This window comes from Conexibacter sp. JCM 18997 (genome assembly GCF_055391915.1).
Genome location: NZ_AP043885.1, coordinates 86975 through 107740, shown reverse-complemented (window position 1 = coordinate 107740; position 20766 = coordinate 86975). Strand labels below are relative to the sequence as shown.

At 72.1% G+C, this 20766-nt stretch carries 17 protein-coding genes; 2 read left to right on the top strand and 15 right to left on the bottom strand.

Features of this window, described 5'->3' with window-relative positions; all coding sequences use genetic code 11:
- The first annotated feature begins 2 nt into the window (after positions 1-2).
- The gene (locus tag ACZ5UI_RS00540; RefSeq protein ID WP_464193082.1) at positions 3-1913 is read left to right on the top strand and encodes an AAA family ATPase; all 1911 of its coding nucleotides are present in this window, start codon (positions 3-5) and stop codon (positions 1911-1913) included.
- A 222-nt stretch (positions 1914-2135) separates the two neighbouring features.
- Here ACZ5UI_RS00540 and hpf read toward each other — a convergent pair whose 3' ends face one another.
- Both hpf and ACZ5UI_RS00530 read right to left on the bottom strand, forming a co-directional pair.
- On the bottom strand, positions 2136-2480 hold the full coding sequence (hpf, locus tag ACZ5UI_RS00535) for a ribosome hibernation-promoting factor, HPF/YfiA family (RefSeq protein WP_464193080.1): 345 nt from the start codon (positions 2478-2480) through the stop codon (positions 2136-2138).
- A gap of 114 nt (positions 2481-2594) precedes the next feature.
- A complete protein-coding gene (locus tag ACZ5UI_RS00530; RefSeq protein ID WP_464193077.1) occupies positions 2595-3287 on the bottom strand; it encodes a ComF family protein in 693 nt (230 codons plus the stop codon).
- A gap of 184 nt (positions 3288-3471) precedes the next feature.
- On the opposite strand from ACZ5UI_RS00530, the gene ACZ5UI_RS00525 reads away from it, so the two are divergent.
- Positions 3472-4314: a cytochrome c oxidase assembly protein gene (locus tag ACZ5UI_RS00525; protein WP_464193075.1), complete on the top strand. Its 843-nt coding sequence runs from the start codon at positions 3472-3474 to the stop codon at positions 4312-4314.
- Here the strand turns inward: ACZ5UI_RS00525 and ACZ5UI_RS00520 are convergent.
- The 13 genes from ACZ5UI_RS00520 to ACZ5UI_RS00460 form a co-directional block, all read right to left on the bottom strand.
- Positions 4269-5660 carry a UTP--glucose-1-phosphate uridylyltransferase gene (locus ACZ5UI_RS00520; RefSeq protein WP_464193073.1) on the bottom strand — a complete coding sequence of 464 codons (1392 nt, stop codon included), beginning with the start codon at positions 5658-5660 and terminating at the stop codon, positions 4269-4271. The two genes, ACZ5UI_RS00525 and ACZ5UI_RS00520, sit on opposite strands and share 46 nt — an antisense overlap.
- 12 nt (positions 5661-5672) lie before the next feature.
- Positions 5673-6872: an adenosylhomocysteinase gene (locus ACZ5UI_RS00515; RefSeq protein ID WP_464197729.1), complete on the bottom strand. Its 1200-nt coding sequence runs from the start codon at positions 6870-6872 to the stop codon at positions 5673-5675.
- A gap of 90 nt (positions 6873-6962) precedes the next feature.
- A complete protein-coding gene (gene ahcY / locus ACZ5UI_RS00510) occupies positions 6963-8429 on the bottom strand; it encodes an adenosylhomocysteinase (protein WP_464193070.1) in 1467 nt (488 codons plus the stop codon).
- Positions 8430-8447: 18 nt separating this feature from the next.
- Complete coding sequence (locus ACZ5UI_RS00505; RefSeq protein ID WP_464193068.1) at positions 8448-8804, bottom strand: MerR family transcriptional regulator; 357 nt, start codon at positions 8802-8804, stop codon at positions 8448-8450.
- Positions 8805-8903: 99 nt separating this feature from the next.
- Positions 8904-9386: a hypothetical protein gene (locus ACZ5UI_RS00500; RefSeq protein ID WP_464193066.1), complete on the bottom strand. Its 483-nt coding sequence runs from the start codon at positions 9384-9386 to the stop codon at positions 8904-8906.
- A gap of 36 nt (positions 9387-9422) precedes the next feature.
- Positions 9423-10490, bottom strand: a complete 1068-nt coding sequence (locus tag ACZ5UI_RS00495) for a bifunctional phosphoglucose/phosphomannose isomerase (protein WP_464193063.1) — start codon at positions 10488-10490, stop codon at positions 9423-9425.
- Positions 10490-11518 (bottom strand): nucleotidyltransferase family protein, encoded by a 1029-nt coding sequence (locus tag ACZ5UI_RS00490; RefSeq protein WP_464193061.1) that lies wholly within the window; start codon positions 11516-11518, stop codon positions 10490-10492. The genes ACZ5UI_RS00495 and ACZ5UI_RS00490 overlap by 1 nt, the downstream gene beginning before the upstream one ends.
- Positions 11519-11527: 9 nt before the next feature.
- Positions 11528-12814: a UDP-glucose dehydrogenase family protein gene (locus tag ACZ5UI_RS00485; protein ID WP_464193059.1), complete on the bottom strand. Its 1287-nt coding sequence runs from the start codon at positions 12812-12814 to the stop codon at positions 11528-11530.
- Between the two features lie 57 nt (positions 12815-12871).
- Positions 12872-14422 (bottom strand): LCP family protein, encoded by a 1551-nt coding sequence (locus ACZ5UI_RS00480; RefSeq protein WP_464193056.1) that lies wholly within the window; start codon positions 14420-14422, stop codon positions 12872-12874.
- Entirely contained in the window at positions 14423-15595 is a 1173-nt protein-coding gene (locus ACZ5UI_RS00475) for a M20 family metallopeptidase (RefSeq protein ID WP_464193054.1), read from the bottom strand.
- Between the two features lie 27 nt (positions 15596-15622).
- Positions 15623-18325, bottom strand: a complete 2703-nt coding sequence (locus tag ACZ5UI_RS00470; RefSeq protein ID WP_464193051.1) for a bifunctional acetate--CoA ligase family protein/GNAT family N-acetyltransferase — start codon at positions 18323-18325, stop codon at positions 15623-15625.
- A gap of 15 nt (positions 18326-18340) precedes the next feature.
- The gene (locus tag ACZ5UI_RS00465) at positions 18341-19177 is read right to left on the bottom strand and encodes a TylF/MycF/NovP-related O-methyltransferase (RefSeq protein ID WP_464193049.1); all 837 of its coding nucleotides are present in this window, start codon (positions 19175-19177) and stop codon (positions 18341-18343) included.
- A complete protein-coding gene (locus tag ACZ5UI_RS00460) occupies positions 19174-20733 on the bottom strand; it encodes an acyl-CoA synthetase (RefSeq protein WP_464193046.1) in 1560 nt (519 codons plus the stop codon). Before ACZ5UI_RS00460 ends, ACZ5UI_RS00465 begins: the two co-directional genes overlap by 4 nt.
- Between the last annotated feature and the right edge of the window lie 33 nt (positions 20734-20766).

Sequence of the window (20766 nt, the reverse complement as noted above, 5' to 3'; positions counted from 1 at the left end):
CGGTGCCCCGGACCGGCGACCGCCTGCGCGACCACGCCCTCGCGGTCGACGGCGCGCGCTTCGTCGGGCGGTCCGACGAGCGCGCCCGGCTCGATCGTCTGCTGGACCCGACAACGCCCGAGCGCATCCTCGTCGTCCACGGCCCGGGCGGGATCGGCAAGAGCGCGCTCCTGCGCGAGCTGCGCCGCCGCGCCGCGCCCGCCGGATACGCGGTGGCCGCGGTCCAGGGGCGCGAGCTGCTGGCCGCGCTGGACCAGCTCAGCGCGCTCGTGCCCGACGACGCCGCCGCACCACCGCTGCTGGTCATCGACGAGGCCGATGAGCTGGGCGACGGGCTCGCCGTCACCCGCGAGCTGCTGCTCGACCTGCTGCCCGCCGATGGCGTCGTCGTCTTCGCCGGCCGCACACCGCCGCCCCGCGCGTGGTGGACCGACGACAGCGCGGCGATCTGCGTCGAACTGGCCCTGGGCCCGCTCGCCGACGCCGACGCCGACGCGCTGCTCGTGGCGCTGGGCGTCGCCGAGCCGGACCGCCGCCGTCGCATCGCCGCCTGGGCCGGTGGATCCCCGCTGGCGTTGACCGTCGCGGCGACCACCGACGGCGACGGCACGCTGACCGCCGCCGGGGGCGATCGCCTGCTGGCCCACCTCGCCGGCCACGAGATCGAGGGTGTCGACCCCGCCGTCCTGGAGGTCGCGTCGCTCGTGTGGGCGGCCGACGCCCGCCTGCTGGCCGCGGCGCTGCCCGGCCACAGCACGCGCGGCGCGATGACCCAGCTGCTCGGGCTCTCGGTGACCGAGCGCGTCGGCCACCGCGCGCGCCTGCACCCGCTCGTGGCCCAGACGGTGCAAGCGCGTCTGCGCGAGCAGCGTCCCGAGCGCCACCGTGCGCTCGTGCGCCGCGTGGCCACGCACCTGCGCGGGCGCGCAGTCGACGGCGATGACATCGCGCTGCTGGAGCTCGCCGACCTCGTGCAGGACCCGCAGGTGCGCTCGGGCGCCGGCCGCATCGCCAGCGCGACCCACTACGCCGACGCGCTGCGCCCCGGTGATCTCGATCAGCTGGCCTCGTTGAGCGGGCTGGGCGACAACGGCTGGTGGCAGGCGCTGCGCGCCGAGTTCGAGGCCGCGCCGCGGTTCGTCACCACCGTGCGCCGCGCCGGCGGGCGGCTCGCCGGGATCGGCATGTGCGCCCCGCCGGCCGCGCTGCAGCGCGACCGGCCGGCCGACGACGCCCTGATGACGCCCCTGCTGGAGCACCTGCGCGGCGCGCCGCTGGAGCCGGGGCCCACGGTCGTGCTCGTCGGCTCCCTCGACGTCGAGACCGATCCCGCCGCGTCGGCCGAGGTGGTGCGCGTCGGCAACGGATCGCTGATCACGCGCAGCGGCGTGGTCAGCCCGCGCCACCTGTGGGTCAACACGCGACGGATCTCGCCGCAGGTGCACGCCTTCATGCAGTCGCTCGGCTACCGCGACCTGGGCGACCTGACCCGGGTGATCGACGGCGAGCCGGTGACCTCGATGGCCGCCGACTTCGGACCGGGCGGCCTGGCCGGGCTGCTGCACGGCGTCGTGATGGCCGAGACCGGCGGCCCCGAGCCGGGCGGTGCACGCGTGGATGCCGAGCGGCTGCTGCACGGGCTACGCCACTTCCACGACGACGCAGCGCTGGCCGGCGCGGGGGTCTCAGGCGCCGCCGCCGTGGCGGCGGCCGAGCGGCGCCGGGCCGAGGTGCGAGTCGCGATCGACACGGCCTTCGGCCACTCACCGCGAGAGACGCAGCTGCGCCGCGTCCTGGAGCTCACCTACCTGGACGGCCGGTTGGGCGAGCAGGCGCTCCTGGCCCGCCTGCACCTCAGCCGCGCCACCTACTACCGCCACCTGCGCGCGGCGCGCGAGCAGCTGGTGGCCTGACCCGAGAGGACACCAGGCGAGCCGCGCCGTCGCGCGACCCGCCCGGAACCGCAGCGTGGCTCGTGTCCTGAGTCGTTCATTCGCGTGCAGCTGGTGGATGGCGGGGCGGGTCTGCCGGTGATCGCCATCACCTGTCGTACTGGTGGTACGGGTGGTGATGGCGAGTGCCGGCAGACACGATTCCGGCGCCGCCAGATGCGGGCGAATGAGTGACTCAGGGCACTAGAGGGAGGCGCGCAGCTCGTTGCCGTGCGCGCGCGCCTCGCGGCGCCTGCGCCGCTTGTCGCGATGCCGCTTGACCTGTCTGGCGAGGTCCTCCGCGCAGAGGTTGACCGCGGTCTGCAGATCGCGCGAGCGCTCGCAGGCGCGCAACGTCACGCCTTTGAGATGCAGCGTGACCTCGGCGATCTCCGACTCGGGGATCGCCGGATTTCGCTCGCGCGAGAGCTCGACCTCGAGCGTGGCGAATGACGACACCTGCCTGCCCACCTTGTCGAAGCGCTTTTCGATGCGCTCGCGCAGCTGGTCGCCAACGTGGATGCCACGGCCCTTGACGGCAATCTGCATCGCTGTTCCTCCCATGGGGATGGTTGTCGCGAACCTGTGAACTCAGGGTACGGATCGATCCGCCGCAGTCAAGCCGCCTCGACGAACCTCGCCGCAACCTTCGCTCACATCGGGTCATCGGCCTGTTGCCCGTGTCGCCGTGAGGACATTCACCTGCCGGCAACCTTCCGACCGCAGGGCCGACGCGCACGCGCGCAATGTGGCCCCGGTGGTGTGGACATCGTCGACCAGGACGACGCGTTCGGGCGGCTGGCCCGTGACCGTCGGAAGGGCCCGCGCCGCCCGCGATTGCCGCGCTCCCCGTCCGGCCCCCAGTTGCCGCGGTGCGGGCGCGCGGCGCAGGCAGGCGGCCAGCGGTCGGCCCGTGCGGCGCGCCAGCGCGCCGGCCACCAGCGCCGCGTGATCGAACCCGCGCCGGCGGCGGCGCACGGGATCGCTGGGCACCGGCACGATCGCCGCGTCAGCCCACAGCGCACCACCGCCGGCCGCCATCGGCGCGGCCAGCAGGTCGGCCGCGGCCAGCAGCCCACGGAACTTCAGCGCCGCGACGAGGTCCCGCGCCGGGCCCTCGTGCGCGAACGGCGCCCACGCTCGGTCCCACGGCGCCCGCCCGGCCGGGCACGGCGCGCACGGTCGGGGCAGCGCGCACCGCGGGCACACGTCCGCGCCCAGCCAGGGCAGCGCGGTCACGCACGCGGCGCACAGCCGATCGCTGGTCGTGGCGGCGGGGAGCAGCTCGCCGCAGGCCGGGCAGCACGGCGGCGCGATGACCGAGAGCAGGAGGCGATAGGGCGTGGCCAGCGACATGCCGGCAGCGTCCCGAGAAGTCTGTGACGGAACAAGACACGTCTGCAACGGAACTGCACCAATTGTGTGCCGAAACTGTCACAGGCGCTGGATTGCCGCCGATCGTGATGCACGATCGCCGTCGTGACCGATCCCCGCCCGCTCCCGGCTCCGCTGCCACCCGACGCTGCGACAATCGACCGCCGTGATCTTCGCGGTCTCTCCCGATGCGTCGTGGAACGCCGAGCCCGGCGCGATCGCCCTGATCCTGATCCTGGGCTTCCTGTACGTGCGGCGCAGGCGTCAGGTGCGAGCGCGCGACGGAGCGCGGGCGGCCCCGACCGGTCGGCTGTGGGTGTTCATGGGCGGCCTGGTCCTGATCGCCGTCGCGCTGCTCTCTCCGGTGGACTCGCTGGGGCACCAGATCCTGGCCATGCACATGGTCCAGCACGTGATCCTGCTCGACTTCGTCCCGATCCTCCTGATCCTCGGGCTCACGAAGGCGCTCATGCGCCCGATCACCAAACGGCTGCAGCCGATCGAGCACGGTCCGCTGGGGCATCCGGTCGTGGCCGTGATCCTCTACGTCGGCTCGATGTGGATCTGGCACATCCCGGCGCTGTACGACCTGGCCGCCAGCAACGACGCGGTCCACGTGCTCGAGCACATCTGCTTCCTGTCGGCCGGCCTCCTGTACTGGTGGCACCTGATCGGGCCGCTGCGCACCCGCCTGTCGACCGGCGGCCTGGGACCCGTCGGCTACATGGTCTCCACGAAGCTCTTCGTCGGTGTGCTGGGGATCGTCCTGACCTTCGCGCCCGACGCGCTGTACGCGTTCTACGCCGATCAGCCGAACTACTGGGGGCTCTCGCCCACCGACGATCAGGCGGTGGCCGGCCTGATCATGGCGCTGGAGCAGTCGATCGTGATGGGCATCGCGCTGGTGTGGCTGTTCGCGCGGATGCTGAGCGAGTCCGAGAAGGAAGAGCAGCGCCGCGAGCGCTACGGCGATCCGTCGAGCACGGCGCCGTCGTCGATGCGCAACTGACCCGCGCCGTCGTTGGCGACGCGCACGCGGCCGCGCACGGTCACGTCGGCGCCGAAGGCCACATCGCCGATGACGTCCAGCGCGTCGCAGCGCAGCAGCGACGGCGCCCCCGCCGCGAAGCGCGCCTCGAAGTCGCCGACGCGCTTGTAGAACGCGGAGTCGAGATCCACGATCGGCGGACCGGAGCGCTCGGGTGCCAGCGCGACCTCGAAGGCGTCGCTGAGGACGAAGGCGTCCGAACGCAGCCCGAGCAGATCGTTCGTCGTCTTGACCGGAGCGAACCGGCGGCGCGGGACGCGCAGCGCGCGGGCGCCGTCGAAGACGCCGATCGCCGCGCCCATCGCCGTCTCCAGCTGGACCACCGCGGGCGAGTCGCCGTCCCGCGGGTCGACGGTCTTGCGGTTGACGATCATGGGCAGCGCGAGCACGCCGTCGGCGGCCCGCAGCGCGCCGTCCAGCGCCTGCAGGTCGAGCCACAGGTTGTTCGTGTTGAAGTAGCGGTGACGCTCGATGTCCTGGAAGGTCGCGACGTCCTCGTCGCGCGTCTGGGCGATCTCGCGCAGCACGAGCCCGCCGTCCTCCTTGCGGCGAGCCAGGTGGCCGCCCTTGCGATCGGCCGGCGTCCGGTCGGCGACCTCCATCAGGAACGGGATCCGCTCGCGGGCCATCCAGGCCAGGATCCGGGGATCGAGCACCGCGCCGAGGTTGTCGACGTTGGCCACGAACGCGTAGCGGTAGCCGTGGTCGAGGAGGTCGGCGAGCATGCCTGAGCTGACCAGCGCCGGGTACAGGTCGCCATGACCGGGCGGCGCCCACTCCAGCGACGGGTCCGCGTCCCAGGTCACCGGCTCCAGCGCGTCCTCCGTGAGCTTGGGCTCCTTGTTCTGGAGGAAGTCCATCGGCACATCGGCGGCCAGTTCCGGGTAGCGCGCGAGGCGCTCCAGCGAGGGCTCGCGGGTCGAGAAGCTGTTCATCAGCACCAACGGCAGCCGCGCTCCGGTGCGCTCCCGCAGCGCCAGCACCTGGCGGGCGACGATGTCCAGGAACGTCAATCCCTCGCGCACCTCGAGCAGCGACTTGGGGCCGTCGAGGCCCATGCTCGTGCCCAGGCCGCCGTTGAGTCGCAGGACGACCGCCTGGTCGAGCACGTCCTGGTCGGGCGGGGCGGCATCCAGCGCGTCGGCGTCGGGCAGGTCGGCGACCGGCTCGATCGCGTCCTCCGCGATCAGCCCGCGGTCGCCCGCCACGAGCCGCTCGTACAGCTCGGCGAACGTGTCGATCGCGGCGTCGGCGACGCCCTCGGTGCGCATCTTGTCGATGCTGGCCTGCAGCCCTGCGGATGCCATGCCGGCCGGACCCTATCCGGCGTTGAGCTCGGGCGCCCAGACCCCGAGGTACGCGCGCTGCGCCTCGGTCAGGACGTCGATCTCGACACCCAGGGCGGCGAGCTTGAGGCGGGCGACCTCGCGGTCGATCGCGTCGGGGACCGGCTGGACACCGGGCGGGAGCGACGCTCCCTCGCGGACCAGATGCTCGACGCACAGCGCCTGCAGGGCGAAGCTGACGTCCATGACCTCGGCCGGGTGGCCCTCGGCCGCGGCCAGGTTCACCACGCGCCCGCGGGCCAACAGGTTGATGTGGTGGCCGTTGGGCATCGTGAACTGCTCGACGAGCGGCAGGACCTCACGCACCTCGGCGGCCTCGTCGACCAGCGCGCCGAGATCGATCTCGACGTCGAAGTGACCGGCGTTGGCCAGCACCGCGCCGTCCTTCATGCGGGCGAAGTGCCCGGCGCCGATCACGTCGCGCCCACCGGTGACGGTGATGAACACGTCGCCGCGCTCGGCGGCGACGAGCGATGGCATCACGCCGAAGCCCTCCATGCGCGCCTCGAGAGCGCGCAGCGGATCGACCTCGCAGACGATCACCTCGGCGCCGGCGCCGCGGGCCCGCAGGGCGATGCCCTTGCCCGTCCAGCCGTACCCGAAGACCACGACGGTGCGCCCGGACAGCAGCAGGTTCGTCGCGCGCAGGATGCCGTCGAAGGCGGACTGGCCGGTGCCGAAGCGGTCGTTGATCGTGCGTTCGGTGCGGGCGTCGTTGACGGCCAGGACCGGGCAGGCCAGGTTCGTCAGCGACCGCAGGCGGACCAGGCCGGTGGTCGTCTCCTCCATGCTGCCCAGCATCCCCGCGTCGGCACCGGCGGCGTGCAGCGTGGAGATCAGGTCGGCGCCGTCGTCCAGCGTGATCTGCGGGCGGCTCTTGACCAGCGCACCGATGTGGCGGGCATAGTCGTCGGGGCCCTCACCGCGGCGGGCCTGGACGGTCGCGCCGTGGCGTTCGGCCAGCGCGGCCGCGACCTCGTCGCGGGTGGACAACGGGTTGGCGGCGCACAGCGCCGTCTCGGCGCCGCCGGCGATCAGCGTCCGCACGAGGTTGGCCGTCTCGGCCGTGACGTGCAGGCACGCGGCCACGCGCACGCCCTCGAGCGGGCGCTCGGCCGTGAAGCGCTCCCGGATGGAGCGCAGGACGGGCATGAACCCGTCCGCCCAGTCGATGCGCGCCTCGCCGTCGTCGGCGAGGCGCGGATCGGTGATGTCGTTCTCGGGCAGGGTCGACCCTTGGCCCGATGCTCGACCGGTTCTCGTCTAGTAGCGGTAGTGGTCGGGCTTGTACGGGCCCTGGACCGGGACGCCGATGTAGTCGGCCTGGTCGTCGCGCAGCGTCGTGAGCTTCACGCCGACCGCGTCGAGGTGCAGGCGGGCGACCTTCTCGTCCAGGTGCTTGGGCAGCACGTAGACCTGCTTCTCGTACTCGTCGTTCTTCGTCCACAGCTCGATCTGGGCGATCGTCTGGTTGGTGAACGAGTTGGACATCACGAACGACGGGTGGCCGGTCGCGTTGCCCAGGTTCAGCAGGCGTCCCTCGGACAGCAGGATGATCGAGTGGCCGTCGGGGAAGACGTACTCGTCGACCTGCGGCTTGATGTTGATCTTGGTGATGCCCGAGAACTTCTCCAGGCCGGCGACGTCGATCTCGTTGTCGAAGTGGCCGATGTTGCCGACGATCGCCTGGTGCTTCATCCGGGCCATGTCGGCGGCCATGATGATGTCCTTGTTGCCGGTCGTCGTGATGAAGACGTCGGCCGTCTCGATGACGTCCTCGAGCGTCAGCACCTGGTAGCCCTGCATCGAGGCCTGCAGCGCGCAGATCGGGTCGATCTCGGTGACGATCACGCGAGCGCCCTGGGCGCGCAGGGACTCGGCCGAGCCCTTGCCCACGTCGCCGAAGCCGCACACGACGGCGGTCTTGCCGGCCAGCATCACGTCGACGGCGCGGTTGATGCCGTCGACCAGCGAGTGGCGGCAGCCGTACAGGTTGTCGAACTTCGACTTGGTGACCGAGTCGTTGACGTTGATCGCCGGGAACAGCAGGTCGCCGGTCTTGGCCAGCTCGTACAGACGGTGCACGCCGGTGGTCGTCTCCTCCGAGACGCCCTTGATGTCGGCGGCCACGTTGGTCCAGCGGTTGGGATCCTCGGCGATCGACTTGTTCAGCAGCGTCAGGAAGACCTGGAACTCCTCGGACTCACCGGTCGAGGGGTCCGGGGCGCCGCCGGCCAGCTCGTACTCGCGACCCTTGTGGACGAGCATGGTGGCGTCGCCGCCGTCGTCGAGGATCATGTTCGGGCCGGCGAACTCCGACCCACCGAGGCTCCAGTTCAGGGCCTGGTCGGTGCACCACCAGTACTCCTCCAGCGTCTCGCCCTTCCAGGCGTAGACCGACACGCCCTGGGGATCCTCGACGGTGCCCTCGGGCCCGACGACGACCGCGGCGGCGGCGTGGTCCTGCGTGGAGAAGATGTTGCACGAGACCCAGCGGACGTCGGCGCCGAGCGCGACGAGCGTCTCGATCAGGACGGCGGTCTGGATCGTCATGTGCAGCGAGCCCATGATGCGGGCGCCCTTCAGCGGCTGGGAGTCGGCGAACTCCGCGCGCGTCTGCATCAGGCCGGGCATCTCGTGCTCGGCGAGACGAATCTCCTTGCGGCCGAACTCGGCCAGGGACAGGTCGGCGACCTTGAAGTCGAGCTTGGTGGGGGCTTCGGTGCTCATGGGCTCCTCCAGGGGAGTTCAGGACAGGGCGGCGTCGAGCAGACGCTGGTGCTTCTCCTGCTCGAATCGCAGCCAGTCGGCGGCGGCAACGTCTTCGGGACGCCTGGGCTTGGCCTCGAACCACGCCTCGACCGCGGAGGACAGGTCGTCCTCCCGGCGCAGGCGGGATGCGAAGCCCATCTCGGAGAGGCCGACGTCGAAGCGATCGAGCAGCTCGCGCAGGGTGCGCAGGCGCTGCAGCTGCTCCGGGCCATAGAGCCGATACCCGCCCGGAGAGCGGTCGGACTCGATCAGGCCCATGCTTTCGACGTATCGCAGCATGCGCGGCGACCAGCCGGTCGTCTCCGCAGCCTCATGGATGGTCAGGGCGTCCACGGCCCCAAACCTTACCGAGGTCGTGTCAAGGTTTGGGGACGACCTGCCCGGAGGGGGTGGGAAATCCCACCCTTCGGCCCAGTACCCCGGCGCGACGCGCTATTCCGTGGCGCGCAGCACGCCCTTGCGGTTCTTGTGGGTCTCCTCGTACAGGCGCACCATCGCGCGGGTCGTCGGGTCGGCGCCGGTCAGTCGGTCGAGCACGTCGCCCACGGTCATCGCGTCGTAGCCGGGCCACGGCGCCGCGACGTGCAGCTCGGGGCCAGGGCCGTCGGGGGTCGACTCCGCCTCGCGCTCGGCCTCGCGCAGCCGGGCGGCGTCGGCGCCGGTCAGGTCGGACGCGTGGGGCGACGGCGCCGCCGGCGTCGACGTGCTCATGCGCGCAGCGGTGGCCACGGGGGTGCTCGGGGCCGCGGGCGCGTCGCCGTCGACCACCGGCGCCCAGCGCTGGCGGTCGGCCGGGATCTGCCCCGGCAGCAGGTGGCGCAGGAGCATCCGCAGCGGGACGAGGGCGAGGGTCACACCCAGCTCGACGACCTCCTTGGTCAGCTTGGCCAGGCGTTCGGCGTCTCGGGTCTCCATGCGCCGTTCAGTTCCCCGCCCGGGCCGGCCGAAACGTCAGCGCTCGGCCAGGCGCGCCTTGAGCTCGTCGATGATCGGCACGGGGCTGGGGTCGATCCCCTGCAGCACGGCCAGATACAGCGAGACGAGATCGCCGAGCAGCACGAGCGACATCACGCGCTCGACCGTTCCCTGGCCCAGGGTGGGCACCACCTGCACGGTGTGGGCGCGGTCGGCGATCAGGCCCATGGTCAGCTCGATGCGGTCGCTGACGCGCGGGTGGTTGTCGCAGTCGTCCAGGAAGATCGCCGAGAAGCGACCCAGGCCGGGCGCGCCGGTCCAGCCGACCACCTCGTTGTGATCGAGCTCGGGCAGCTGGGACCAGAAGGCCGGCAGCTTGGCGTTCTGGTTGAGCTGGGTCTTCCAGCGGTAGGCGATCGGGGTGGTCAGGCCGGTGCCGGCGACGACCGGAACCGACCCGTGCAGCGCGTGCGCGAGCTGCTTGGCCAGCGAGTCCGACGGGGCGTCGGGACCCCACTGCCCGCACAGCTCGTCCAGATGCGCGGCGGCGACGTCGATCTGGCTGGCCATGCGCGTGGCCACGCCACAGGCGGCGGCCACCTCGAGCGCGGCGACGATCATGTAGCCGATCGCCGAACGCGGCTGGAAGCCACCCGGGACCGGGATCACCGGGACGTCCTCCGAGCGGGCGTTCTCGGCCAGCTTGCCGCCGCTGGTCACGACCACGCGGCGGGCGCCCAGGAAGCCGGCGGCGTCGAAGGCGGCCAGCGTCTCCTCGGTGTTGCCCGAGTACGAGCAGCACAGCACCGTCACCTCGGGCGTCGTCCACGACGGCAGGCCGTAGCCGCGGGTGGCCACGATCGGCCGCGACGCCTGGTCGCCCAGGCAGGCGGCGGCCAGCTCGCCACCGAGCGCCGAGCCGCCCATGCCGGCGACCACGAGGCCGCCGGGCGAGTCCCAGGACGGCAGGTTGGCGGAGTCCACCCGCCACATGGCGTCGCGCAGGTGCTCGGGCAGGTCGAGGATGTCGGCGAGCAGGCCTTCCTCGTCGATGGCGTCGACCGCCGCCGAGCTGAGCGCGTCCGTCTCCACCGATCCGCTCATCAGAACTTCAGCCCCCCGTCCGGGATGTCGACCCCCGGGAACACCCGGGCGCCGTTGGTGACGACGTTGTCGCAACCGATCGTGACACCTTCGCCCAGCACGGCGTGGCCCGACACGTGCGTGCGGTCCCCGATGCGGGCTCCTGGGCCGACGATGCAATCGCGCACGACGCAATGGTCGCCGATCTGCGCGCCCGCCAGCACCACGGCGCGATCGACGACCGAGCGCGCGCCCACGCGCACGCCGTCGCCGAGCACGACCAGCGAGTGGATCTGCGCACCCTCGGCGACCTCGGCGTCGCCCAGGCGCTGCACGGGCTCCGTGCGCACCGTGCCCTCGATGATGTCGAACGTGCCCTGGAGGTAGCGATCCGGCGTCCCGATGTCCATCCAGTAGGCCTCGTGCGGGAAGGCGTACAGCCCGTTGCCGACCAGGCGCGGCCACACCTCGCGCTCGATCGAGACGTTCTGGTCGGCCGGCACCAGATCGAGGATGCTGCGCTCGAGCACGTAGGCGCCCGCGGAGATCATGTTCGTGTCGATCTGGTCGGCCGAGGGCTTCTCGACGAACTCGCGCACGGCGTTGTCGGACTCCAGGCGCACCAGGCCGTAGGCGCTGGGGTCATCGACGGGCACCAGCGCCAGCGTGCCGACCGCGCCCGTGCGCTCGTGCTGCTCGATCTGGGCGGTCAGGTCCAGGTCGGTGAGCACGTCCCCGTTGAGCATCAGGAAGCGCTCGTCCAGCAGGTCCTCGGCGTACTTCAGCGCGCCGCCGGTGCCGCGCGGGTCGGGCTCCTCGACGAAGCGCAGGCGGATGCCGAAGCCCGAGCCGTCGCCCAGCACGTCGCGCATGACCGACGCCTTGAAGCCGCACGACATGATCACGTCGTCGACCCCGTGGCCCTTCAGCCACTCGAACATGAAGGCGATGAACGGTCGGTCGACCAGCGTGACCACCGGCTTGGGGACGTTCGAGGTCAGGGGCCGCAGTCGGGTCCCCTCCCCGCCGACGAGGATCACGGCTTGCATGTTGAGTGCCTAGGCCCTTCCGATGCCTTCGTAGGTCAGGCCGGCGGCCTTGACGGCGGCCGGGTCCAGCGCGTTGCGCCCGTCGATCACCACGGTGCCGGCCATCGCCTCCGCGACGGCGGCGAAGTCGAGCTCCTTGAACTCGCCCCACTCGGTCACCAGCACCACCGCGTCGGCGCCGGCCACGGCGCCCAGCGCGCTGTCGGCGAACTCGATGCCGCCCATCAGCTTGCGCGCCTCCTCCTCGGCCACGGGGTCGTAGGCGACCACGTCGGCACCGTCGGACTGCAGGCGCGCGCTGAGCACGAGCGAGGAGGCCTCGCGCATGTCGTCGGTGTTGGGCTTGAAGGCCAGGCCCAGCAGCGCGATGCGCTTGCCGACCAGCGGCCCCAGGTGCTTGTGCAGCTTGCCGATCACCCGGCGCTTCTGCAGCTCGTTGACCTCGATGACCGCGTTGAGCAGCTGGAAGTGATAGCCCGAGTTGCCGGCCAGCTGCTTGAGGCCGAGCACGTCCTTGGGGAAGCACGAGCCGCCGAAGCCGATCCCGGCCTGCAGGAACTTCGGCCCGATGCGGTCGTCCAGGCCCATGCCGCGGGCCACCTCGAGCACGTCGGCGCCGGTCTCCTCGCAGACGTTGGCGATCTCGTTGATGAAGCTGATCTTCGTGGCCAGGAACGCGTTGGCGGCGAGCTTGACCATCTCGGCCGACGCGATGTCCGTGCGCACCAGCGGCGCGTCCAGCGGCGCGTACAGGTCGACGACCGCGTCGCCGGCCCAGTCGCCGTCGTCCCCGATGACCACGCGGTCGGGGGCCAGGAAGTCGTCCACCGCCGAGCCCTCCTTGAGGAACTCCGGACAGGAGACGTAGCGGAAGTCGCCCTTGCCCTGCTCGACGAAGAAGCGCTTGATCGAGGCCCCCGTGCCCACGGGCACGGTCGACTTCATGACCAGCGCGTGGTGGTCGGAGGCGGGCATCGCCCCGACGACCGCGCGCACCGCGCTCAGGTCGGGGTCGCCGGAGTAGGTGGGCGGCGTCCCGACGGCGACGAACAGCAGGCGCGCGTGCTCCAGGGCGTCGGCGATGTCGGTGGAGAAGTGCAGGCGGCCGCGGTGCTTGGCCACCAGCTCTTGCAGGCCGGGCTCCCAGATCGGGATCTCGCCGCGCTTGAGCCGGGCCACCTTCTCGGCGTCGATGTCGATGCACCACACCTCGTTGCCCAGCTCGGCGAAGCCCGCCGCGGTCACCAGACCTACGTATCCGGTGCCCACAACACCGATCGGTTCACGTTCAGCCATGAGGCGGCGGAGGCTACCGACCGAGCGGCCCCGGCCCGTGCCCGCCCAACGCTGGCCCTAGGTCCCGACGCGCCGCAGCGATTGGGCGATGCCGAGCATCTGGCGCTCGGTGAGCGTCTGCAGCAGGGTGTTGGAGATCCAGTAGGCGCCCTTGCTGGTGCGCCAGGCGACCAGCCGCAGCCGGTCCCCGTCGTAGAACAGCTGCAGGGTGCGACCGTGCACCTTGCGCTCCTCGCTGGGGTTGTCGAGGATCGGCGGCGCCTTCCAGTCGGTGCCCTGGACGCCGTAGTACTGGCCCAGGCCCTGGGCCTGGACGACGAGCCGGTAGGCCTTGTACTTGTGGCCGCCGCGGTCGCGGATCGCGTAGGCCCGCGGGCTCACGGAGTCGCTCACGTACGACGAGCCGACGGCCGCGAGCTTGGGGTAGTAGACCGGCAGCGGGCCCTTGCCGGCCTTCTTGATCTTCGACAGCTCGACGGCCACCTGGATGCCCTGGTCCTCGGCCGGCGTCGGGTTCTCGAACGTGCCCGGATAGCCCTCGGGCTTGGGCTTGCTCTCGGTGCGCTTCTTCGTGGCCGCGTCCTCGGGCCGGGGCTCGGGCTCGCCGCGGCCGCCGGCGGAGTCCTTGCCCTGCAGGAACTCGTCGACGGTCTGGGTGATGTCGTCCTGCGTGGCCTCGACGTAGCTCTCGCCGATCTCGGAGCGGAAGTGCACCTCCTGCACCGGGTTCTGAGCCGACTCGTAGCCGAGCTTCAGCAGCCGCAGGATCGACTGGGTGCCGCGCACGTCGGTCTGCGTGTTGCGGGCGAAGATCCGCAGCAGCTCCTCGCGGTCGTCCAGCAGCTTGGAGACGCCGACCTGCTCCTTGGCCTGGCGCAGGAAGTCCTGCTGGCGGGCGGCGCGCACGAGATCGGTGTCGAAGTGGCGGTAGCGCACGTAGTCGAGCGCCTTCTGGCCGCACAGCTTCTGGTAGCCCGGCTCGATGTTGATCGTCGCGTAGTCGGTCGCGCTTCCGTTGGGCGGGTTGTTGTCGTTGTAGTAGCGCCGGTCGACGTCCACGTACACGCAGCCGAGGCGGTCGACGGCGTCCTTGAACCCGCCGAAGTTGATGTTGACGACGTGGTTGATGTCCAGCCCGGTCAGCTGCTTGATCGTCTTGACCGTCAACGCGGGGCCGCCGAGCGAGTACGCGGCGTTGATCTTGTCGGTCACGACCCCGTTCTTCGTGGGGATCTCGACCTTCAGATCGCGCGGGATCGACATGACCGCGGTGGCGCCGCGATCGGGATCCAGGCGCAGCAGGATGATCGTGTCCGAGCGCGCCGGGTTGCCCTGCACCTCGTCGATGTAGCGCTTGTCGGAGCCGAGGATCAGCAGCGTCTGCGGCTTGCCCGCCGCGACGTCGTCGAGCGCCGTCTCGGTGCCCTTGGGCAGCGGCACCGACTCGTCGGCGAGGATGTCGGCGACCTCCTTGACCTGCAGCAGCGCGGCCGTCGCGGTGGCCGCCGCGGCGCACAGGAAGATGACCAGGCCGGCGGCCAGGAACCGCCACACGACACCGCGCCCGGGGCGCGGCGGCTTGGCGTCGAGGTCCTCGTAGGTGGCCACCTAGGCCAGACCTCGGCCAGCGTTGAACCCCTCGTCGGGCTCGACCGCGGTGAGCTGGTGCCCGGCCACCGCGCGCAGCGGCTGATCGCCGCCGGCCAGCGCGGCGGGCAGGTCGCGGATGAACGCGCCCAGCGCCTGGCGGTAGCGGGCCAGCGACGAGATCGACACCCACTCGTCGGGACCGTGATGGCCGCCGCCGGTCGGGCCGAACTCGACGGCGGGGATGCCGGCCTGCAGGAACGAGACGGCGTCCGAGGCGCCGTCGCGGCCGATCGACAGCGCGTCGCCCTCGACCGCCCGCCCGACCGCGTCGCGCAGGCACAGCACGTAGGGGTTGCGGCGCGAGACGATCGCCGGCACGCGCGTGAAGCAGCGCACGATGTCCATCTCGGGGATCGTGCGGATCTGCGAGAGGATCTCGCCGGCGTCCTGGTTGGGCAGGAAGCGGATGTCGACGTCCATCCCGCAGGAGTCGGGCACCTTGTTGAAGGCGTCGCCGCCCATGATCCGCGACAGGTTGATCGACGGGCGGTCGAACAGGTCCGAGCTCATGCGGCTGAACGGCAGCGTCTCGATGCGCCGGAACACGTCGTAGGCCTTGAGGATCGCGTTGTCGCCCTCCCAGGGCGTCGAGCCGTGAGCCGCCTTGCCGTGCACCTCCACGCGCACGGCCAGGACGCCCTTGGCCTGCACGCCGATGTGCAGGTCGGTCGGCTCGCCGGTGATGGCGAAGTCGGCGTTGCCCAGCTGCCCGGCCACGAGCGCGTCGATCGAGCGCGACTCGACGTCGTCGGACTCCTCGTCGGGGACGCAGACGAAGCGGACGTTGACGCCCTTCTGGTCGGCCACGTCGCGCAGCGCGAGCATCATCGTGGCCAGCCCGCCCTTCATGTCGTAGGCGCCGCGGCCGATCAGCCGGTCGCCCTCCACCCGGGGCTCGAACTGCCCCTCGCGGGCGGGCACGACGTCGACGTGGCCGTGGAAGACCACGCGCGGCGCGTCGGCCGGACCGACCTCGGCCACGATCACGGGCAGGCCCTTGTGCACCGCGTCGGTGACGCGGATGTCGCGGGCCTCCAGCCACCCCTTGACGAAGCCCGAAGCGGCGCGGATGCCGTCGTCCGTGGAGGTGTCGTAGGTGATGAGGCGCTCGGTCAGGAGCCGCTCGTCCATCACGCGCAGGATAGGGCGATCGATGCGCTACCAGGTCCGGATGCGCTCGCGCTCGGCGCGCAGTCCGGCCTTCAGGCGCGCGTCGAGAACGAGGGCACCGCCCGGGTGCAGGCGAATCGGGTTCAGATCGCCTTCCAGCAGCTCGGGCACGTCCTCGAACAGGCGCGACAGGCGCAGCACGACGTCTTCCAGCGCATCGCGATCCAGGGGGCCGCCGCCGTGCTCGCCCTCCAGCCAGGTGGCCACCACGGGCGACTCGCCGATCAGCTCATCGGCATCGACGTCGGTGGTGGGGGCCAGGCGGAAGGCCACGTCGCCGGCCAGGCCGGCCTGGCGCCCGCCCGCGCCCACGCCGGTCACGACGCCCAGGTCGCGGTGGTTGATCGAGCCGACGAGCACGTCGACGCCGGCCGGGGCCAGCGGCTGCACCCCGACGCCCTGCCAGGTGCGCCCGACGCCGGCGACCCGGTCGCGCAGCGCCTCCCAGCCGGCCCGCAGGGCGGTCTCCCCCTCCAGGCCGACCAGCGCCGCGTCGATCTCTCCCGCCAGGCGCCCGCCGGCCAGCTCGGCCTTCAGCACCACCGGGCCGTCGATCGCGGCGGCCGCGGCCACCGCCTCGTCGGCGTCGGCGCAACGGTGGGTCTCCAGCAACCGGATCCCGTAGGCGTCCAGGAGCGCCGCGACTGTGTCGTGGCCCAGCCACACGCTGCCGCCGATCGTCTCGCCCAGCGCGCTGCGCGCGAGCGCCCGGGCCGCGTCGGGGTCCAGGTCGGCGAAGGCCGGCGGCTGGCCCAGCGGGCGCGACAGCCAGGCGCGGCGGTCGGCGGCCAGCGAGAGCACCTCGGCGCAGGCCTCGGGGAAGCGGAAGTTCGGCACGGAGCCGGCGGCCACCGCCATGCGCCCGTCGGCCTGCACGATCGACGCCGCGACGGGTTTGCCCCGGGAAGCGGTCCCCGCGCGCCCGGCAGCCTCCGCGTCGTCGCCCGGCTCCAGCGCCGCCAGCATCTCGGCCGGCGACACCCCGGCCAGATCCACCGACAGCACGATCGCCGCGTCGACGCCCTCGTCGGCTAGCACGGCGCAGACGACGGCGCGCAGGTCCGCGGGCGTGGCCGAGATGCCCAGGTCGACCGGGTTCGTCGTGCGGTCGGCGCGCGGGACCGCGGCCTCGATCGCCTCGGTGGTCGAGCGCGCGAGCGGCGCCACGGTCAGGCCGCGGCTGATGCACGCGTCGGCGGCCAGCGTGCCCAGGCCGCCGGAGTTGGTCACCACGGCGACGCTGCGGCCGGAGGGCAGCGGCTGGCGCTCGAGCAGCGCCGCGGCGTCGAACAGCGCCTGAGCGCCCTCGACGCGCAGCACCCCGGCCTGGCGAAACAGCGCGTCGTAGACGGCCTCGCCGCGCATCGCCCGCGCCGTCACCGAGCCGTCGGTGGCGGCCAGCGCCCCGTCCCGGTGGCCCTTCACGGCGACGATCGGCTTGCGGCGCGAGACGCGGCGCGACAGCGCGCTGAAGCGCCGCGGGTTGCCGAAGGACTCCATGTACAGGGCGATCGCGGCGACGCGCGGGTCGTCCTCCCACCACTCGAGCAGGTCGTTGGTGGAGACGTCTGCGCGGTTGCCGAGCGTGACGAATCCGGCCACGCCCAGCCCCCGGCCGACCGCTTGGCCGAGCAGCGCGATGCCCAGGGCGCCCGACTGCGAGGAGATGGCCAGGCGCCCGGGCTGGGGGCGCAGCGTGCCCAGCGTCGCGTTGAGCGAGACGGCGGGATCGGTCGACAGCACGCCCAGCGAGTTGGGCCCGACGAGGCGGATGCCGTGGTCGCGGGCCAACTCGAGCAGCGCCTCCTGGCGCGCGCGGCCCTCGGCGTCGCGCTCGGCGAACCCGGCGGAGACCACGACGAGGCCGCGCACGCCGGCCGAGGCCGCGTCGCGCGCCACCTCCAGGACCTCCGACGCGGGCACCGCGAGCACGGCCAGGTCCGGCGTCTCGGGGATGTCGGTCACGCGCGGGTAGGCGCGCACCGAGTGCACGACGCGCGCGGCGCGGTTGACGGGCGTGGCGATGCCGGTGAAGCCGCTGTCCAGCAGGTTGGCGAAGATCGTGCCGCCCACGCTGCCCGGCGCGTTGGACGCGCCGACGACGGCGACCGCGGTGGGCGCGAGCAGCGGGCGCAGCGAGGCGACCGTCGCCTCGTGGTCGCGCTCGGCGATCCGCTCGGCCAGCTGCTCGGTCGGGCGGATGTCGAGGGCGAGCTCGGTCACGCCGTAGCTCGTCTCACGCTTGACGGCGAAGCCGGCGGAGGAGAACACGCCGAGCATGCGCCGGTTCTCGGCCATGACCGAGGCGCCGAAGCGATCGATCCCGTGCGCGGCGGCGTGGGCCGCGAGCTGCTCCAGCATCCGCGTGCCCAGCCCGCGGCCCTGCTCGGAGGCCAGCACCGCGAAGGCCACCTCGGCGGCGCCCAGCTCGCGCAGGCGCTCGTAGCCGGCCACCGCGACGATCTCCCCGCCGCGGTGGGCCAGGAGCGCGACGCGGCTGTGACCGTCGGCGGCCGCGTAGTGGGCGGCGACGCGATCGGAGCGCACGTGCCCGTGGAAGCGCAGGTAGCGCGATTCGGGATCGAGACGGTCGAAGAAGTCCTTGATCGCCGGCTCGTCCTCGGGCTCGGGCCCGCGCAGGCGCAAGACGCTGCCGTCCCGCAGGATCACGTCGCGGACGAGCGTCGGCACAGCGACAACTCACCCTCAAGTCGAGGGTGAGCTTCCTCGCTTCCACATGACGGATTGCCAGTCTCCATCGACCAACTCGTCGGTGATCGCGTGGTCGCGGCGAAAATCGTCGATCGCGCGCCGGCAGGCCTCGATCGTCTTGTAGTCGTCGACGATCACCCACCCACCCGGGGACAGATTGGGGTACAGGTTGGCGATTCCGTCCATCGTCGACTCGTACATGTCGCCGTCCAGGCGGATCACCGACCAGGTCTCCTCGGTCAGACCCGGGAGCGTGTCCTTGAACCAGCCCTGCAGGAAGCGGACGTTGTCCCCCAGCAACTCGAAGCGCGCGAAGTTCGCCTTCACGGCCTCCAGCGGGACCGCCAGGTAGTCGGCCGCCTCGTGGAAGGTCGAGCCCACGTCGGCGGGGTAGCGCGGGTCGGGCTCGGGCAGGCCGGCGAACGAGTCGGCCAGCCACACCGTGCGGTCGGTCGCCCCGTGGGCGTCGAGCACGGCGCGCATGAGCATCGAACCGCCGCCGCGCCACACGCCCGCCTCGATGCAGTCGCCGGGCACGTCGTTGGCCAGCACGTCCTCGATGCAGCTCTGGATCGCGTCGAGCCGATCGCGGCTGAGCATCGTCACCGCGCGGGCGGGCCAGATCTCGCCCCGCAGCCGTCCGGCGCGGTCCTCGCGGTAGGCGGGCACCACGCCGGCGCGGCGGATCGCCTCGAAGGCCAGCTTCTTGGGCGGCGAGGTCGGCGTGCCCATCGGGGCCAGCGTCTCGCCCGCGCCGAGGTCGTCGAGCAGCGCGCGCTTGAGCAGCTCCAGATAGCGCTCTGCGGGAACGCTGGCGGTGTCGGCGCTCACGCGCCGGCCCCAGCCTGGTCGAGCTCGCGCTCGCGGAGCTCGATGCGGCGGATCTTGCCGGTCAGGGTCTTGGGAAGGGAATCCACGAACTCCACCTTACGGGGGTAGGCGTAGGCCGAGTGGCGCTCGCGCACGAACGTGCCGATCTCGCGCCCGAGCTCCTCGGACGGCTCGTACCCGTCGGCCAGGATCACGAACGCCTTGACCACGGTGCCGCGCCGCTCGTCGGGCGAGGCGACCGCCGCGGCCTCGGCCACCGCGGGATGCTCCAGGCAGGCGGACTCGACCTCGAAGGGCCCGATCCGGTACCCGGCGGAGATGATCACGTCGTCGGCCCGCCCGGCGTACCAGATGTAGCCGTCCGCATCGGCCATCGCCGCGTCCTTCGTGTGGAACCACTCGCCGCCGAAGGTCTCCTCGCTCTCCTGCGGCTTGTTCCAGAAGCCCAGCGGCCAGTGCGGGTTGGACCGCGCGCGCAGGCAGATCTCACCGCGATCGCCCTGGGCCACGGGCTGCTCGTCCTCGTCGAGGATCTGCACGTCCCACCCGGGCATCGGCCGGCCCATCGACCCCTCGCGCACCTCCATCCACGGGAAGTTGGCCACCAGCGGGTAGGACTCGCTGAGCCCGTAGTAGTCGAGCACGGTCACGCCGAACTGCTCGCGGAACCAGCGGATCGCCTCGGGGTTCAGGGGCTCGCCGGCGCTGCACACGTGGCGCAGGCGCTGCGGGTAGCGGGTCCCCGCGTCGGCGATGCCCATCATCGAGCGGATCGCCGTCGGGGTCCCGAACACGTTGGTCACCTCGTGGCGCGAGAGGAAGTCGAGCTGGCGGTGCGGGTCGAAGCCGCCCTCGCGCTGCAGGACGCACTGGACCGCGCCGTAGCGCCACGGCCCCAGCAGCGGTGAGATGCCCGCCGCCCAGGCCCACTCCCCCATGCCGTGGAAGCGTTCGCCGTCCTGCACCTCGTGGCAGTACTCGAACTCCTCGTGGGCCAGTAGGTAGCGGTGCGCGTGCAGGATGCCCTTGGCCAGCCCGGTGGTGCCGGAGGTGTAGTAGAGCTGGGCCGGGTCGTCGGCCGCCGTGTCGACGCTGGCGAAGTCGGTCGGCTGCGCCGCGGCCTCGTCCAGCAGCAGCACGTCGGCGCCCAGCGCCGCGAAGCGCTCGCGGTTGGCGGCGTCGGTGACCAGCAGCTTGGCCGCCGAGTCGGTCAGGCGGTGCTTGACGCCCTCGTCGCCGTAGAGGACCGACATCGACAGGAGGATCGCGCCGGAGCGGTAGACGGCCAGGAAGGTCGCGGCGGCGTCGACCGTGGCCGGCAGCACCACGGCGACGCGGTCCCCGACCTCGACGCCGTGCGCGGCCAGCAGGTGCGCGATCTGCGCGCTGCGGTCCTGCAGCTGGCCCCAGGTGACCTCGGTGACCGTGCCCGTCGGATCCTCGTGGATCATCGCCAGCTTCTCGCGCGGGTGACGCTCGCACACGTCGGCGCAGATGTTGTAGCGCTCGGGCACGCGCCACTGGTGGTTGGCGACCACCTCGTCATAGCTCGGCATCTCGTCCTCCTCCGGTGACTGAGGTGGCACAGT